Origin of the sequence: Amycolatopsis ruanii, assembly GCF_003385175.1 — a bacterium.
Classification (GTDB): domain Bacteria; phylum Actinomycetota; class Actinomycetes; order Mycobacteriales; family Pseudonocardiaceae; genus Amycolatopsis_E; species Amycolatopsis_E thermalba.
Genome location: NZ_PQHY01000021.1, coordinates 1 through 15,514, shown reverse-complemented (window position 1 = coordinate 15,514; position 15,514 = coordinate 1). Strand labels below are relative to the sequence as shown.

General features: G+C 72.9%; 19 protein-coding genes. 10 read left to right on the top strand and 9 right to left on the bottom strand.

The annotated features are described in order from the left end of the window. Positions 1-9 precede the first annotated feature (9 nt). Positions 10-564, bottom strand: a complete 555-nt coding sequence (locus D0D28_RS14035; protein ID WP_116110864.1) for a TetR/AcrR family transcriptional regulator — start codon at positions 562-564, stop codon at positions 10-12. Positions 565-651: 87 nt separating this feature from the next. Between D0D28_RS14035 and D0D28_RS14030 the strand changes: the two genes are divergently transcribed. After that, positions 652-1,374 (top strand): alpha/beta fold hydrolase, encoded by a 723-nt coding sequence (locus D0D28_RS14030; RefSeq protein ID WP_116110863.1) that lies wholly within the window; start codon positions 652-654, stop codon positions 1,372-1,374. A gap of 64 nt (positions 1,375-1,438) precedes the next feature. Then, complete coding sequence (locus D0D28_RS14025; protein ID WP_116110862.1) at positions 1,439-1,987, top strand: Uma2 family endonuclease; 549 nt, start codon at positions 1,439-1,441, stop codon at positions 1,985-1,987. Here D0D28_RS14025 and D0D28_RS14020 read toward each other — a convergent pair. Both D0D28_RS14020 and D0D28_RS14015 read right to left on the bottom strand, forming a co-directional pair. Further along, positions 1,984-2,898, bottom strand: a complete 915-nt coding sequence (locus D0D28_RS14020) for a S1C family serine protease (RefSeq protein ID WP_094005786.1) — start codon at positions 2,896-2,898, stop codon at positions 1,984-1,986. The two genes, D0D28_RS14025 and D0D28_RS14020, sit on opposite strands and share 4 nt — an antisense overlap. 148 nt (positions 2,899-3,046) lie before the next feature. Further along, on the bottom strand, positions 3,047-3,601 hold the full coding sequence (locus D0D28_RS14015; RefSeq protein ID WP_094005736.1) for a peptide deformylase: 555 nt from the start codon (positions 3,599-3,601) through the stop codon (positions 3,047-3,049). 128 nt (positions 3,602-3,729) lie between these two features. Here D0D28_RS14015 and D0D28_RS14010 point away from each other — a divergent pair, with 128 nt between their 5' ends. Then, positions 3,730-4,047, top strand: a complete 318-nt coding sequence (locus D0D28_RS14010; RefSeq protein WP_094005737.1) for a DUF3263 domain-containing protein — start codon at positions 3,730-3,732, stop codon at positions 4,045-4,047. Further along, positions 4,044-4,715, top strand: coding sequence for a LytR C-terminal domain-containing protein (locus D0D28_RS14005; protein WP_094005738.1), 672 nt, complete (start codon positions 4,044-4,046; stop codon positions 4,713-4,715). Before D0D28_RS14010 ends, D0D28_RS14005 begins: the two co-directional genes overlap by 4 nt. Before the next feature lie 28 nt (positions 4,716-4,743). On the opposite strand, the gene D0D28_RS14000 is transcribed toward D0D28_RS14005, so the two are convergent. After that, positions 4,744-6,948: an AAA family ATPase gene (locus D0D28_RS14000; protein WP_116110861.1), complete on the bottom strand. Its 2,205-nt coding sequence runs from the start codon at positions 6,946-6,948 to the stop codon at positions 4,744-4,746. A gap of 4 nt (positions 6,949-6,952) precedes the next feature. Continuing rightward, a complete protein-coding gene (locus D0D28_RS13995) occupies positions 6,953-7,546 on the bottom strand; it encodes a TetR/AcrR family transcriptional regulator (protein ID WP_116110914.1) in 594 nt (197 codons plus the stop codon). Between the two features lie 83 nt (positions 7,547-7,629). On the opposite strand from D0D28_RS13995, the gene D0D28_RS13990 reads away from it, so the two are divergent. Next, entirely contained in the window at positions 7,630-8,565 is a 936-nt protein-coding gene (locus tag D0D28_RS13990) for a zinc-binding dehydrogenase (protein ID WP_116110860.1), read from the top strand. Here the strand turns inward: D0D28_RS13990 and D0D28_RS13985 are convergent. Beyond that, the gene (locus D0D28_RS13985) at positions 8,558-9,175 is read right to left on the bottom strand and encodes a nitroreductase family protein (protein ID WP_116110859.1); all 618 of its coding nucleotides are present in this window, start codon (positions 9,173-9,175) and stop codon (positions 8,558-8,560) included. The genes D0D28_RS13990 and D0D28_RS13985 overlap by 8 nt on opposite strands. A gap of 47 nt (positions 9,176-9,222) precedes the next feature. Between D0D28_RS13985 and D0D28_RS13980 the strand changes: the two genes are divergently transcribed. Next, positions 9,223-9,834 (top strand): TetR/AcrR family transcriptional regulator, encoded by a 612-nt coding sequence (locus tag D0D28_RS13980; protein WP_116110858.1) that lies wholly within the window; start codon positions 9,223-9,225, stop codon positions 9,832-9,834. On the opposite strand, the gene D0D28_RS13975 is transcribed toward D0D28_RS13980, so the two are convergent. After that, positions 9,831-10,781, bottom strand: a complete 951-nt coding sequence (locus D0D28_RS13975; RefSeq protein ID WP_116110857.1) for a CDP-alcohol phosphatidyltransferase family protein — start codon at positions 10,779-10,781, stop codon at positions 9,831-9,833. The two genes, D0D28_RS13980 and D0D28_RS13975, sit on opposite strands and share 4 nt — an antisense overlap. A 2-nt stretch (positions 10,782-10,783) precedes the next feature. Continuing rightward, on the bottom strand, positions 10,784-11,503 hold the full coding sequence (locus tag D0D28_RS13970; RefSeq protein WP_116110856.1) for a phosphatidylserine decarboxylase: 720 nt from the start codon (positions 11,501-11,503) through the stop codon (positions 10,784-10,786). A 214-nt stretch (positions 11,504-11,717) separates the two neighbouring features. On the opposite strand from D0D28_RS13970, the gene D0D28_RS13965 reads away from it, so the two are divergent. Further along, complete coding sequence (locus D0D28_RS13965) at positions 11,718-11,927, top strand: hypothetical protein (protein WP_094005745.1); 210 nt, start codon at positions 11,718-11,720, stop codon at positions 11,925-11,927. Between the two features lie 53 nt (positions 11,928-11,980). On the opposite strand, the gene moeA is transcribed toward D0D28_RS13965, so the two are convergent. Next, the gene (gene moeA, locus D0D28_RS13960) at positions 11,981-13,204 is read right to left on the bottom strand and encodes a molybdopterin molybdotransferase MoeA (protein WP_116110855.1); all 1,224 of its coding nucleotides are present in this window, start codon (positions 13,202-13,204) and stop codon (positions 11,981-11,983) included. A gap of 70 nt (positions 13,205-13,274) precedes the next feature. Here moeA and D0D28_RS13955 point away from each other — a divergent pair, with 70 nt between their 5' ends. The 3 genes from D0D28_RS13955 to D0D28_RS13945 form a co-directional block, all read left to right on the top strand. After that, positions 13,275-13,862 (top strand): AIM24 family protein, encoded by a 588-nt coding sequence (locus tag D0D28_RS13955; RefSeq protein ID WP_094005747.1) that lies wholly within the window; start codon positions 13,275-13,277, stop codon positions 13,860-13,862. Between the two features lie 94 nt (positions 13,863-13,956). Beyond that, on the top strand, positions 13,957-14,163 hold the full coding sequence (locus D0D28_RS13950) for a cold-shock protein (RefSeq protein WP_094005748.1): 207 nt from the start codon (positions 13,957-13,959) through the stop codon (positions 14,161-14,163). A gap of 23 nt (positions 14,164-14,186) precedes the next feature. Beyond that, on the top strand, positions 14,187-15,514 hold a 1,328-nt coding region (locus D0D28_RS13945; RefSeq protein ID WP_240323204.1), incomplete at its 3' end, for a serine/threonine-protein kinase.

Below are 15,514 nucleotides of genomic sequence, written 5' to 3'. Positions count from 1 at the left end.
ACGGCGGTTTCACACCCGCAGACCGGCGACGAGGAAGCCGACCAGGCGGCGCGCGTCGTAGGGGTGCTTCCGGCTCGCGCCCGCGCAGAGGCCGCCGATGCCGCGCATGAGTTCGTAGGCGTCCAGGCCGTCGTGGATCTCCCCGGCGGCGGCGTCGAGCAGCTGGGTGCAGACGGGGACGAGCCGGTCCAGGAAGTAGGAGTGCAGCGGGTCGTAGCAGGGATCGTCGGACTGCAGCACCGCGGCGAGGCCCTGCTTGGTGATCACGAAGTCGACGAACTGGTCGAGCCACGTCGCGAGGGCGTCGTACGGGGTGGTGCTGGAGGCGAGCAGCTCGGGGCCGGCTTCGGCGAGGGTCTCGACCTGGTGCCGGTAGACGGCGACGATCAGGTCCGCGCGCGTGGGGAAGTGGCGGTAGATGGTGGCGGTCCCGACGCCGGCCTTGGCCGCGATGTCGCGGATCGGCGCCTCCACCCCGGACGCGACGAAGACCGCGGCGGCCGCGTCGAGCAGCGCCTTCTGGTTGCGCCGCGCGTCGGCTCGCTTGGGTGCGCTGTCGTCCACCAGCCCATTGTCGCACCCGGTGATGGCTAAGCGGGACAGTGTCCCGTATCGTAAGTGGGACAGTGTCCCGTTTTGGTTGGAGGGCTGATGACGACGTATCTGCTGGTGCACGGCGCGTGGCACACCGGACAGGCCTGGGCACGGGTGGTGCCGCTGCTGGAGGCGGCCGGGCACCGGGTGCTCGCGCCGACGCTGACCGGCTACGGCGAGACGGTGCACCTGGCCGGGCCGGAGGTCGGGCTGGACACCCACGTCGGCGACGTCGTCCGGCTGATCCGCGCGGAGGGCCTCACCGACGTGGTGCTCGTGGGGCACAGCTACGCCGGGCTGGTCATCTCCTCGGCGGCCAACGAGGTGCCGGACCGGATCGCGCGGCTGGTCTACCTCGACGCGATGGTCCCCGAGCACGGCGAATCCGCGGCGGACGTCCTCCCCGTCACCCAGGGGCTGATCGACGCGGCGCTGGCGTCCGAAAGCGGCTGGCGGGTCCCGCCGATGCCCGAGCTGCCACCACCTGCGGGTCTGTTCGGCGTGACCGACCCGGCCGACGTGGCGTGGCTGCGCACGATGCTGTCCGACCAGCCGGTGCGCTGCCTGCAGCAACCGGTGCGGCTGGACAACCCGGCGGCGCGGCGGATCCCGCGCACGCACATCCACTGCACGATCAAGCCCGAGGGCTTCGAGCGGCGCCCGGTGCCCGCCGTGCAGCCCAACGGAACGCCCGCGGAGGTCTGGGAGCTGCCCACCGGCCACGACTGCATGATCACGGCGCCCGGAGAGCTCGCGGAGCTGCTGCTGAAGCTCGCCTGAGGGCCGCGGACTGGAGCGCCGGACCGCGGTTGACCACGGAAAACGCACTTCTAGGCTGCGGCACGTGAGCAACTGGGATACCCGGCTTCGCGAGTGGCAGAACCTCGACGTGCCCGAGGGCTGGCGGGCGGAGATCACTTCGGCAGGGGTGCGCTTGACGCCGCCCGTCGACAACGGGCACAGCAGAATCGCTGCGTCGGTCCATCGTGCCTTCGCGAGAGCGGTGCCGGAGGACCGGGTCATCCTGCAGACGCTCGGCATCGCCATCCGGGGCGCGAGCCGGCTCTACCTGCCCGACTTGGTGGTGGTACCCGAGCGGGAGCTGTCGCGCCCGGACAACGTGCCCGTTCCGGCGGAGGCCGCGGAACTGGTGGTGGAGATCGTCTCCCAGGGCAACGCCCGCACGGATCGCGTCGAGAAGCTGTGGGCCTACGCCCAAGCGCCGGTGCCCCTCTACCTCCTGATCGACCGCTACGCGGAGCCGAAACCGTCGGTCACCCTGTTCTCGGATCCCGTCGACGGGCACTACCGCCGCTCGGAGCAGGTCTCGTTCGGCGAGGAGATCCGCCTGCCCGCGCCGTTCGATCTCGTGCTCGCGACCGCGGCCTTTTAGCTCACCAGCTCGCTCGGTGTCGCGAACACGTCGACCATCGCGCCGTTCCGCAGCACCGTGATGGCCAGCCGCGTGCCGATCACCTCGGCGAACAGCTGCCGCTGGATGTCCTGCGCGTCCGTGATCCGCGACCGCCCCACCGTCAGCACCAGATCGCCCGGCCGCAGCCCCGCCCGCTCGGCCGGTCCGCCGCGCACCACCTCGGCGATCCGCAGCCCGGCGCGCTGCCCGGTGTGCTCGGCGACCTCGTCCGGCAGCGGCGCCGGCACCCCGACCAGCCCGAGGTACGCCCGCCGCACCCGGCCCTCCACCAGCAGCGTGTCGATGATCCGCCGGGTGGTCTCGTTGACCGGCACGGCCAGCCCCAGCCCGAACCCGGCGACCGCCGTGTTGACCCCCACCACCCGGCCCGCCGAATCGGCCAGCGCACCGCCCGAGTTGCCCGGGTTCAGGGCCGCGTCGGTCTGGATCACGTTCTCGATCACCCGCCCGGCGCTGCGCGTGCGCACCGGCAGCGACCGGCCCAGCGCGCTGACCACCCCGGCGGTCACCGACCCGGCCAGCCCGAGCGGGCTGCCGATCGCCACCACCAGCTGCCCGACGACCAGCTTGTCCGCGTCCCCGAGCCGGGCCGCGGGTGGCGCCTCCGACGCGCGCAGCACGGCCAGGTCCGACAGCGGATCCGCGCCGACCACCGTGAACCGCGCCTCGGTGCCGTCGGCGTACGTCGCCGTGCCGTGCGAGCCGTCGCCGACCACGTGCGCGTTGGTCACCAGGTGGCCGTCGTCGGCGAACACGACCGCTGAACCGCTGCCCCGGGACAGCCGCACGCTCGCCACGTGCGGGGTCACCTCGGCGGCCACCGTGCTCACCGCGCGTGAGTAGGCGTCCAGGGCATCGGTGTCATCCACCACGACCACCACCCCTGCGATTACACGGTTACGCCCACCCGTCAGCCCGGCCACCACCCCTGATGGAAGCCGCTGCGCGGCTGCTGCGCTTTTCCAGTGTGCGCTCGCGGGCACGTGGAAAAGCGCCCCGTTCACCGAGGGCGAAAGCTCACTCCGAGCCGGGCAGCCAGGACAGCCCGGGCACGCCCCACTTGTTGCGCTTGAGCATGCGCTTGGCGTCCCGCGCGTGGCGGCCGACCAGCCGGTCCAGGTAGAGGTAGCCGTTCAGGTGGTCGGTCTCGTGCTGCAGGCAGCGCGCGAAGTAGCCGGTGCCCTCGACCTCGATCGGGTTGCCGTCCAGGTCGAAGCCGGTGACCTTGGCCCAGCTCGCGCGCCCGGTGGGATACGACTCCCCGGGCGCGGACAGGCAACCCTCCCAGTCGTCGTCCGGGTCGGGCATGGTCTCCGGGATCTCGGAGGTCTCCAGCCGCGGGTTGACCACCAGGCCCTTGTGCCGGACGCCCTGGTCGTCGGGGCAGTCGTAGACGAAGACGCGCAGGTCGACGCCGATCTGGTTGGCCGCCAGCCCCACCCCTTCGGCGGCGTACATGGTCTCGAACATGTCGTCGGTGAGGGTGCGCAGCTCGTCGTCGAACTTCTCCACCTCGCGGGTGGGGTTGTGCAGCACCGGGTCGCCGGCGATCCGGATCGGGTGGATGGTCACAATCCGCGATCGTACCCAGCGGACGAGCCGTGACGCGCCGGGCCGTGATCCCACAACCGGACCCTCGACCCGTGGTTGAATGACGCCCGCGGGATCACAACCGTGTGGTTTGCGAGTTGAGGAGTCAGATGGACGCCGCGGAGTCGATGGCCGAGGGCGACCGGCCGTCGCCCGAGCCCACCGGCGACGAGGGCGGGCTCACGCCCCGCGAGCTCAAGGTGCTGGCGTTCGAACGCCAGTGGTGGCGCTACGCGGGCGCGAAGGAGCAGGCCGTCCGCGAGGAGTTCGGCCTCTCGCCCACCCGCTACTACCAGCTGCTCAACCAGCTCCTCGACAAAGAGGAAGCGATGGCCGCCGACCCGATGCTGGTCAAGCGGCTGCGCAAGATGCGCACCGCGCGGCAGCGCAAACGGGTCGCCCGCCGACTGGGGATCGAGGCGCGATGAACTTCCTGCAGGGCCTGTCCCGCCCGCTGCGCCTGGCCGGTGTGGTGCTGATCGGCGTCGCCCTCGTGGCGGTCGTGATCGGCGGCATCACCGCGCTGAACGGCGACGGGGACAACGGCCAGACCGCGGCGCCGAGCCCCACGGCCACCGGGGGGACGACCGCGCCGACCGAGACCACCGGCGCGAGCCCCACCGAGCCGCCGCCGTCGGTCCCGGCCTCGCCGACGTCGGAGACGCCGCCGCCCGGGCAGCCGACGGACACCGTCGCCCCGGGCGCGCCCGGTGGCACGGCGACCCAGCCGGGCGGCACCGCGGGAACCCCGGGCGCGGGTGACGGCGGCGTGCCTGCCGACCAGACCGCGGCCAAGTGGGTGCCCGTGCGCGTCTACAACAACAGCACCATCCACGGACTCGCCGCCCGCGCCGCCGACGAGCTGAAGGCCAACGGCTGGAACGTGGTCGAGGTGGGCAACTACCCGCACGGCATCATCCCGACGACCACGGCGTACTACACGCCCGGCACGGACGAAGAGACGGCGGCGCGGTCGCTGGCCGCCGCGTTCGGGATGAAGGTCGAGCCGCGGTTCAAGGGCATCCAGGACGCGAGCCCGGGTGTCATCGTGATCGTGACCAACGACTACAAGGGTTCGCAGGTCAAGGGTTCCTGACGCCGGGCGCGGAAGGGCGGCCGGCGCCTCAGGCGCGGTTCTTCGCGTAGGCCTCCAGTGCCGCGAGCTGCGCCGGGTCCAGCGACGGCCGCACCGTCTTCCGCGCGGTCTCCAGGTGCGCCGCCGTCACCTCGGCGGCCTCCAGCGACTCGCGCATCGCCGTGAGCGCCGCCTCGCGGATCAGTGCCGCGCAGTCCGCCGCCGAGTAGCCGTCCAAAGTGGCCGCGATCGCGTCCAGGTCCACATCGGACGCCAGCGGCGTGTGCCGGGCCGTGGCGCGCAGGATGTCGGCTCGCGCTTCGGCGTCCGGCGGCGGCACGTACACCAGGCGCTCCAGCCGCCCGGGCCGCAGCAGGGCCGGGTCGACCAGCTCGGGCCGGTTGGTCGCGCCGAGCACCACCACGTCGCGCATCGGCTCGACCCCGTCCAGCTCGGTCAGCAGCGCGGCCACCACCCGGTCCGACACCCCCGAATCCCCGGACTGCCCGCGGCGCGGCGCCAGCGCGTCGATCTCGTCCAGGAACACCAGCGACGGCGCAGCGTCGGCGGCCTTGCGGAACAGCTCCCGCACCGCTCGCTCGGACTCACCGACCCACTTGTCCAGCAGCTCGGCGCCCTTGACCACGAACACGTTCAGCGCGCCGGTGCCGGCCAGCGCCCGCACCAGGAACGTCTTGCCACCACCCGGCGGCCCGTACAGCAGCACCCCGCGCGGCGGCGCGATGCCCAGCCGCGAGAACGAATCCGGGTACCGCAGCGGCCACAGGACGGCCTCCGTCAGCGACTGCTTGACCTCGGTCATGTCGCCGACTTCGTCCAGCGTCAGCCCGCCGGTCGCCAGGCTGTCCGAAGTGGACATCGAGATCGGACGGACGGACTGCAGCGCGTCCAGCAGGTCCTGCTGCGAGATGTGCGGCTCCGCGGCCTCCCGCTGCCGCAGCTCGGCCAGCACCGCGGCGTCCCGGCGCAGCGCCAGCAGGTCCGCGGCCACGAAACCCGGTGTGCGGTCGGCGATCTCGCCGAAGTCCACAGTGGATTCCAGCGGCACGTCCCGCAGCAGCACGCGCAGCAGTTCGGTGCGGACCCGGGCGTCCGGCTGCGGGATCGCGAGCTCGCGGTCGAGCAGGTCGGCCGCCCGCAGCCGCGGATCGCACGCCTCGGGACGGGCCGTGGTGGCGACGACCGCGAGGTCCGGCCGGGTCAGCGCGCCGCGCAGCTCGTCCAGCACCACCGTGGCGACGGGCGGCGGCTGCGTCGCCGGGAGCAGCGTGTCGATGTCGGTGATCAGCAGCACCGCCGGACCGCCCGCGGCGGCCTGGTCGATCGCCTCGCGCAGCCGGGTGGCGATCGCGTTCGGCTCCAGCACGGCGATCGACGGCGCGGTCAGCGTGACCAGGCGGAGTTTCTCGGCCGCGGCGACCGACCGCACGAGCGTCGTCTTGCCGACGCCCTCCGCGCCGGAGAGCAGCACGCCGAGCCGGGCCGACGTGCCCAGGCGGGCGAGCAGCTCGGGGCGGCGGAAGGTCAGATCGACCCACTCGGCGAGCGTGCGGGCCTGGTCGTGCGCCCCGCACAGGTCGGCCAGCGGCGGGGCGGGCTCCTCCGGCTCGGCGATCACCTCGGGTGCCGCCTGCGGGGCGGCCGGGGCCGCGGGCGCGGTGGCGCGTGCGCCGTCCCGCCAGCTGACCACCGTGGACGGGCTGATCACGACCGGCCCGCCGGGTTCGGTCGCGGTGACGGTGAGCAGCTCGGTGGTCCAGCCGGCGCCGATCGCCCGGGACAGCTGGCCGCGCACGGTCGTCACGTCCGAGCCGGGCGCGGGCGCGAGGTCCTGCGGGAGGAGCGACACCGCGTCGCCGACCGTGAGGACCTTCCCGGTCAGCGCGAGCCGCAGCGTGTTCGGCGACACCGACGCGCTGGCCAGCCGCGACCCGGCGACGGTCACCGAGCGGGCCTGCGAGACGTCCGCCGGCGCGACGACGACCTCCGAGCCCTCGGTGACGCCGAGGTTGGACAGCGTCACGTCGTCGGCGTAGACCACGCCGGGGGTGCCGCTCGCGTTGCCGGGTGCGGCGAGCGCGGCGCTCACCCGGGCGCCGGTGAGGTGCACGGCGTCCCAGGCGCGCAGGCCGAGCGCGTCGAGGACTTCCGGGTGCAGGCGGACGATGCCGCGCCGGGTGTCGAGGGCGGACGGCGTGTGCCGGATGGTCAGCGTGATCTGGGGCGCGCTCACGCCCTCACTCTAGGGCGAGCGCGGCCGGGATGGCGGCGAACGCCCGATCGACGAGGACCGGCAGCAGGTCGCGCTCGCCGGACGGGCTCCACTCGGCCAGCGCGCAGTTCCACGCCCCGATCACGACCTCGACCAGCAGGCGCTGTTCCAGTCCGGGCGGGACGCCGAGGACGCGGATGATCTCGGTCTTGACCTCGGCGCAGTACCGCAGCGTGTGGGCGTGCAGCGCGGCGCAGCCCTCGGTCAGCCGGACCGTCGGCAGGAACTGCCGGTACCAGTAGTCGTCCATCCGGTCGATGGCGGTGAGCAACGCGTCCTTCAGGACGCCGAGCAGCGGTCCGGACGGCGGCCGCTCGGCGAGCACGCCGAGGCAGGTCTCCCACAGCTGCTTGATCGCGGTGAGCGCGACGTCCTCTTTGGACGTGAAGTTGCGGAAGAAGGTCCGCTTGGAGACCTCGACCGCGTCGACCAGCTCGTCGAGCGTGGTCGCGTCGAAGCCGCGCTCGGTGAACATGGCCACCGCGGTCTCGGCCAGCGCCTGGCGGGTGCGCAGCTTCTTGCGTTCACGCAGGGAGAGCGACTGCTCGGTCGTCGTCATCACCACCAGTCTAGTTGATGCTCCTTGATGGCAAGTGCCACTCGGTGGCACTATGGCGGCGAGATCGCTGCGAAGGAGAGAACATGCGTGCGCTGGTCGTCGACCACTCGTCGTCGTCACACCTGGAACTCGCCGAGGTGCCCGATCCGGTGCCGGCGCCGGACGAGGCCCTGGTCCGGGTCGAGGCCGTCTCGCTCAACTACGGCGAGGCGTTCATGGTGGACACCGCCCAGGTGCCCGAGGGGAGCGTGCCGGGCTGGGACGCGACGGGCGTGGTGGTGCGGGCGGCCGCCGACGGCTCCGGCCCGGCCCCCGGAACCCGCGTGATCACCCTGGGGCTGGCCGGCGCCTGGGCGGAGTTGCGAGCCGTGCCGACCGCGACGATGGGCACCGTGCCGGAGGCGGCGGACGGCGGCGCGATCAGCACCGTTCCCGTCGCCGGGCTGACCGCGCTGCACGTCCTGCGGCGGTTCGGGCAGACCCTGGGGCGCCGGATCATGATCACCGGCGCGTCCGGTGGGGTCGGCCGCTTCGCCGTCCAGCTCGCCGCGCGGGCCGGCGCCGAGGTCGTGGCGGTCAGCGCGGATCCCGCGCAGGTGAGCGTGCTCGAAGCGCTCGGCGCGCGCGAGGTGATCAAGCACCCGGCCGAGGCGAGCCGGCCCGTCCACGGCGTGCTCGACAACGTGGAGGGCGAGCAGATGGTGGCCGCGTTCAACGCACTGGGGCCCGGCGGGACGCTGGTGAGCGTCGGGCACTCCGCGGGGCAGGACGTGGTGTTCCCGGTCGGCGCGTTCGTGGCCACCGAGGGCCGCCACGACCGGTCGATCAGCACGTTCTTCCTGTTGGCCGACCCGCGGGCGGACGTGCGCGAGGACCTGACCTGGCTGGCCGCCGAGGTCGCCGCGGGCCGTCTCGACGCCGGGATCACCTGGCGTGGCGACTGGTCCCGGCACGCCGAGGCGACCGCGGCGTTGCTCGGCCGCCGCCTGCGCGGCAAGGCCGTGCTCGAGATCAGCTGACGCGCGAGCCCCACCGGTCGAGGAAGGTGATGTCCTCGACCGGTGGCCGCGCGGCCGGCCGGAAGTCCCGTTGCGTGGTGTAGGCGACCGGCAGCAACGCGACCTGCGTGAAGTCCTCCGGGATGCCGACCACCCGCGCGACCTCCTCCTCGTGGCCGAACAGGTGGTAGCCGGTGATCGTGCTGCCCAGGCCGCGGGCGCGCAGCGCGAGCTGGAAGCTCCAGATCGCCGGGTAGATCGAGCCGTAGAACCCGGTCAGCTCGCCGTTGCCGCCGGTCGGGCGCCCGGCCAGGCAGGCCAGCACCAGCGCCGGGACGCGGTGGATGTTGTCCAGCAGGAACTTCGCCGACTCCAGCGAGCGCGGCGCGACCAGGTGCCCGTACTCGCGCTGGGCGGCCTGGCCGACCTCGCGGATCGGCTCGGCGATGCGGGCCTTCAGCTCCGGGTCGCGGACCACGAGCCAGCGGATCGCGCTCAGCTGGTTGCCGGCGATCGGCGCCTGCATCGCGATCCGCAGGCACTCGGTGATCACCTCCGGCTCGACCGGCCGATCGAGGTCCAGCTTGCGCCGCACCGAGCGGGTGGTGGTCAGCAACGTGTCCGCGTCCATCTGAATCCTCCCAGAGACTTACACTGTAAGTACTTACGCTGTACGTCATGGCGCTGACGCGGGAGAAGGTGCTCGACGCCGCGTTGCGGCTGGTCGGGGAGAACGGCCTGAGCGGCCTGTCCATGCGCAAGCTCGCCGCCGAGCTGGGCGTGGAGGCGATGTCGCTCTACAACCACGTCGCGAACAAGCAGGACCTGCTGGACGGCGTCGCGGCGCGGGTGTTCGAGCAGGTCGAGCTACCGGACCCGGAGCTGCCGTGGGACGAGCGGCTGCGTGCGCTCGGGCTGGGCGCGTTCGAGACGCTCAACCGGCATCCGGCCGTCGTCCGCGCGATGACCGCCGAGCAGGCCAACCCGCTGTCCGAGGGTGCCGTCCGGCTGATGGACGCCATCCTCGGCGCGCTGCTGGACGCCGGGCTCGACGAGCACCACGCGGCCCGCGGGTACCGGTCGCTGATCGGGATGGTGTTCGGCGCGGTGCTCGTCGGCGCCGGTGGGCTGGCCGCGGAACGGGAGGAGCCCGCCGTCGAGTGGTTCCGCCGGACCGTCACCCCGCAGCGGCACCCGAACCTGCACCGGGCGATGCCCGCGCTCGCCGGGATCGACTGCCTGCAGGACTTCCGCTACCAGCTCGACCTGTTCATCAAGGGCCTGCGTTAGCGGTTGCGCTGGCGCAGGCCGATGCGACGCCAGCTGCGGCGGCGCGCGCGGTCCTGGCTCTCCGCCGGGTAGGTGCGCACCCCGCGCACCACGTGGTCCTGCGTCCGGCGCACGGACAGCCGCTGGTTGCCTGCCACCCGGATCCGTGGCCGCCGCAGGCGCAGGCGGCTCGTGCTGCGCCGGATCGCCCGCCGCTCGGTCAGCGGCACGCCCCACGCCTCGGGGTGGCTGGCCAGCCACTGGTAGCGCCGGATCGCATACGGGATGTGCGCCAGGTACAGCAGCAGCGCGACGGCCAGCGCGATCAGCGGGTACTGGATGATCGCCGCCGCCGCGAGGCCGACGCCGACCAGCAGCGGCGCGGCCGCCTTCGCCGGGACCTTGACCGACTTCAGCGACAGCGTCGGCAGCCGGCTGATCAGCAGCAGCGCGATCGCCACCGTCCACACGTAGACGACCGGCGCCGACGACCACCAGCCGTCGCCGAACTCCAGCGTCAGGATCACCGGCATCAACGCGCACAGGCCACCCGCGGGCGCGGGCACGCCGACGAAGAACTCCTTCGCGTACGGCGGTTTCTCCACGTCCAGCAGCGTGTTGAACCGGGCCAGCCGCAGCACGATGCACACGGCGAAGGTCAGCGACACGATCCAGCCGATGCCGGACGTGTCGCCGAACCAGATGTAGAGCACGAGGGCCGGGGAGACACCGAAGGAGATCGCGTCGGACAGCGAGTCCAGCTCCGCGCCCATCTTCGACGTCGCGTCGAGCAGGCGGGCGATCCGGCCGTCCAGGCTGTCCAGGACGGCCGCGACGCCGATCGCGCCGATCGCCAGCACGAACTGCCGGTTGAGCGCGAACTGCGCGGCGGACAGGCCCGCGCACAGCGCGAGGACCGTGATCGCGTTCGGCAGCAGCCGCACCGACGGTGTCATCACCCGGACCATGATCAGGCTCCTCGCTCCGGCAGCGCGGCCAGGGGCGTCTCGCCGCCGATCGTCCGCTGGCCCTTGCGCACCAGCACCTCGCTGCCCGGCGGCAGGTAGATGTCCACCCGCGAGCCGAACCGGATCAGCCCGTAGGTGTCACCGGCCCGGACCTTCTCCCCGTCGGCGACCTGGCACAGGATCCGGCGCGCGACCAGGCCGGCGATCTGCACGACCACCAGCTCGTGCCCGGCCTCGGTGCGCAGCAGCACCGAGTTGCGCTCGTTGTCGTCGCTGGCCTTGTCCAGGTCGGCGGACAGGAACTTGCCCGGCCGGTAGGCCACGCGCTCGACCACCCCGGTGGCCGACACGCGCTGCACGTGCACGTCGAAGACCGACAGGAACACGCTGACCCGCATCCGCGGTTCGGCGGGCAGGCCCAGCTCCGCGGGCGGGGTGGCCTCCTCGATCAGCGAGACGATGCCGTCGGCCGCGGCGAGGACGAGGTCGTCCCGCTCCGGCGGCACGCGCTTCGGCTCGCGGAAGAACGCCGCGGTGGCCAGGGTCGCCAGCGCGCCGACGGCGCCCAGCGGCTTCCAGGCCCGGCGCAGCAGCAGCGTGGCCGCGACCCCGCCGGCGACGAACGGCCGCCCGGCGGGGTGCATCGGCGGCAGTGTCTCGCGCGCGAGGTTCAGGGCATGGGTGATCGGATTGCTCGCCTTGTCCGGCGCAGTGCTGCTCATCGAAGCGGTGTCCCGGTGATTCGTGTCCAACGTGTGACCGGTCCGTGACGCCTGGCCAGGCGTGGCGGTTCGCCGATCCGGGTATCCACGCTACCGCCAGGTCTGCGTGGACCGTTCCGCGTCCCGCCAAACGGCCCCCCACACGGGTCAGGCGCTGCTAACACTTCGTGGCGACGCCCGATGCAGACCGTAGTAACAGCAGAGAGGAACCGTCATGTCGGCCCCGGAGCGCATCCGCGAAGAGCGCCTTTCCGAGCTGTTCCAGGCCTGGCGCGACGACGTGAACAGTGTCCCGATACCCCGGCTGGTGTCGACCGAAACCGCGGTGGCCCTGGTGCGCTGCGCGCGAGCCCTCGATGCGTCGCGCCGAGCCGCTGAACCCCCCGACGGCCCAGCGGCCCGGCACGACGGGCTGGTGCCGTAAGGGCTGAATCTTAGCTTCGGCAAGCGAATGAGTAACGAGTCGTAGGCCAACTGTTACAAGAAGTCACGCGTTGGCAGGAGCAGGACGTCCACCTCGCTGCCCTCCGGCGCGTCCACCACGTCCTCCGGCAATTCGATCAGGCAGTTGGCCTGCGCGAACGCGGCCAGCAGGTGCGATCCGGGGCCGCCGCGCGGACCGACCTCGCCGGTCACCTCGCCGTCGTGGTGCGAGTAGAACCCGCGGCGGAACTGGCGCCGCCCGGCGGGCGAGCGCAGGGCCTCGGTCAGCCGCGCCCGCACCCGCGACCGGTCGACCTGGCGGTGGCCGAGCGCGGTCAGGATCGCCGGGCGCAGGAACACTTCGAACGACACGAGCACGCTGACCGGGTTGCCGGGCAGGGTCACCACCGGCACCCCGTGCCAGCGGCCGTTGCCCTGCGGCCCGCCCGGCTGCATCGCGACCTTGACGAACTCGACGCCGGCGCCGGTCAGCGAGTCCTTCACCACCTCGTAGGCGCCCGCGCTGACCCCGCCGGAGGTGACCACCAGGTCGGTCTCCGCCAGCCGCGGCTCGATGACCGCGCGGAACTCGGCGACGTCGTCCACCACGCTGCGCACCACCTCGACCGCGCAGCCCAGCGCGCGGATCCCGGCGGCCAGCATGATGCTGTTCGACTCGTAGATCTGCCCGTGCCGCAGCTCCTGGGGCGGGGTCACCAGCTCCGAACCGGTGGACACCACGAGCACCCGCAGTGGCGCGTGCACGGTCAGCCGGTCCAGGCCGACCGCGGCGGCCAGCCCGAGCTGCGCCGGCCCGAGCACGGTGCCGGCGTGCAGCGCGATCGTGCCCGCCGCCACGTCCTCACCGGTGCGCCGCAGGTGCGTGCCCACCGGGGCCGGTTCGCGGATCGACACCTTCTCCGTGCCGCCGTCGGTGTCCTCGACCTTCACCACGGCGTCCGCGCCCGGCGGCATCGGCGCGCCGGTCATGATCCGGTGCGCGGTGCCCGGCAGCAGCGGCGGCACGTCGGTGCGCCCGGCCGGGATGTCCTCGGCGACCGGCAGCTCGACCGGCGTGGTGGCGGTGGCCGAGGCGACGTCGACCGCGCGCACCGCGTAGCCGTCCATCGCCGAGTTGTCGAACGGCGGCAGCGAAACGCCCGCGGGCACGTCCTCAGCCAGCACCAGCCCGGCGCACTCGGCCAGCGGGAGCGCCTTCGGCGGCGCGGTGCCGAGCAGCTCGACGACGGCCGCGCGGTAGGTGTCGACGGAAATCACGCGGACCATCCTGCCTCGCGGGGGTGGCCGTGCAACACTTCCCCCGCTCGTTGATCCGCAAGGGGGAGGCATGCAGGTCCGCACCCGGCACACGCCCGCGTTCGGCGTCGCCCGAGTGATCCTGGGTCCCGGGGAGGCCGTGCAGGCCCCGGGCGAGTCGATGTTCGCGAGCAGCTTCGGCCTCACCGAAGCGTCGAACGGCCGCCGGTCGCCATCGGTGTTCACCGCGCCCAAGGAGGGCGGCTGGCTCGACCTCGCGCCGCCCGGCGCCGGTGACGTCTACCCGCTGGAGTTCGACGGCCGCACCGGCTGGTGCGTCGCGCGGCACGCCGTGCTCGCCCGCCCGGCGTCGGTGCGGGCCGACTCGTGGCCGGGGCTGCAGGCGATGTTCGGCGCGGAGCACGGGTTCCTGGAGCACTACAGCGGAACCGGCCCGCTCGTGCTCGCCTGCGCCGGCCCGGTGGACCAGTTCCACCTCGCGGCGGGCGAGCTGATCTCGGTGCGGCCGGGGCACCTGCTGGCGTATCCGGACAGCGTCCAGGTCCGCCTGCGCGCGCTGGACCCTTCGGGGCAGCAGTCCATCCGGACGGGCGAAGGGCTGATGCTCGACTTCGCCGGACCGGGAACGCTTTTGGTGCAAGCGCGGAAATCTCGCTGAATCTTATTGATCCTTCGCGTTTCTCCGGTACCGTGACTTCCACTTCGGGAGCCGGGCGGGCACGGCTCCCGGTGGTTTTCGCAAGGAGGAAACCGTGGCTGTTGGCACGGTCAAGTGGTTCAATTCCGAAAAAGGCTACGGCTTCATCGCGTCCCCCGAGGGGCCTGATGTGTTCGTGCATTACTCGGCCATCCAGTCGGATGGATTCCGCACCCTGGACGAAGGCGATCAGGTCGAGTTCCAGATCGAGTCGGGCCGGGACGGCCGGACGCAGGCAGCGGACGTCCGCAAGGTGTCGTAGCCGCGGCGGCTAGGCTGCGCGGTGTGACAGGCGATGTGTCGGGGGACCTCACCGGTCGCCGGCTGGGCAACTACCGCATAGACGGAGTGCTCGGCAAGGGTGGTATGAGCGTCATGTACAAGGCCACCGACGTGCGGCTTGGTCGCAAGGTGGCCTTGAAGGTGATCGGCGAGCACCTGGGTGCCGACGCCGAGTTCCGCGAACGGTTCGTGGACGAGGCGCGCAACACCTCCGCCGTGGATCACGCGAACGTCGTGCCGTTGTACGACTTCGGTGAGCTCGACGGGATGCTCTACATCGCCATGCGCCTGGTCGACGGGGCCGATCTGGCCAGTCTCATCGCGGACGGGCCGATCTCCCCGGACCGCACGCTGAGGCTGCTCGACCAGGTCGCCGACGCGTTGGACTGCCTGCACGAGCGCGGCCTGGTCCACCTCGACGTCAAACCGGCCAACGTGCTGGTCACCAGCCGGGAGTCGGCGCGCGAGCACGTCTACGTCGCCGACTTCGGGCTGACCCGCCGCGGCGCGACCGGGCACCGCACCCGGGGCGGCGACTTCCTCGGGTCGCCGACGTACGCCGCGCCGGAACACCTGCGCGGGGAGCCGCTGGACGGGCGCACCGACCAGTACGCGCTGGCCTGTGTGCTGTACGCGTGCCTCACCGGGCAGCCCCCGTTCAGCGGCGACGTGCCGACGGTCATCAAGGGACACCTGGCCGTGGAGCCGCCCGCGGTGTCGGGGGTGGTCGGGCTGCCCTCCGCCGTGGACGAGGTCGTGCGCAAAGGCATGGCGAAGAACCCCGCCGACCGCTACGACAATTGCGTCGAGTTGATCACCGCGGCGCGCAAGTCCCTCGGCCCGGCCGCCGGCTCGACCACCCCGCCGGGACCACCCCAGCCGACGACCCGGGAGGCCGGGATGCAGCCGTACTCAGCGGGACAGCCGGGCGGCCACCCCGGCGCGGGCGGTATCACGCCGGGCGCGCAGCCCGGCGCCGGCTACTCCGGCCCGCAGGGCGCCAGCCAGCCCGGCGAGCCCGGTCCGGGCGGTCAGCCCGACGCCGCCCAAGGCGGCTACCGCGGCCCGCAGGGCACCGGCCAGCCCGGCAACTTCGGCCCGCCGGGCGTCCCCGGTCCGGGCGGTCAGCCCGACGCCGCCCATGGCGGCTACCCCGGCCAGCCGGGCTCCGGCGATCAGCCGGGCCAGCCCGGCAACTTCGGCCCGCCAGCCCACGGCGGTCAGCCAGGGCAGCCCGGCCAGCCCGGCAACTTCGGCCAGCCGAGCTCCGGCGGCCACCCGGGCCAGGGCAGCCACCCCGGTCACCAGGACCAGCCGGGCCAGGGCAGTCA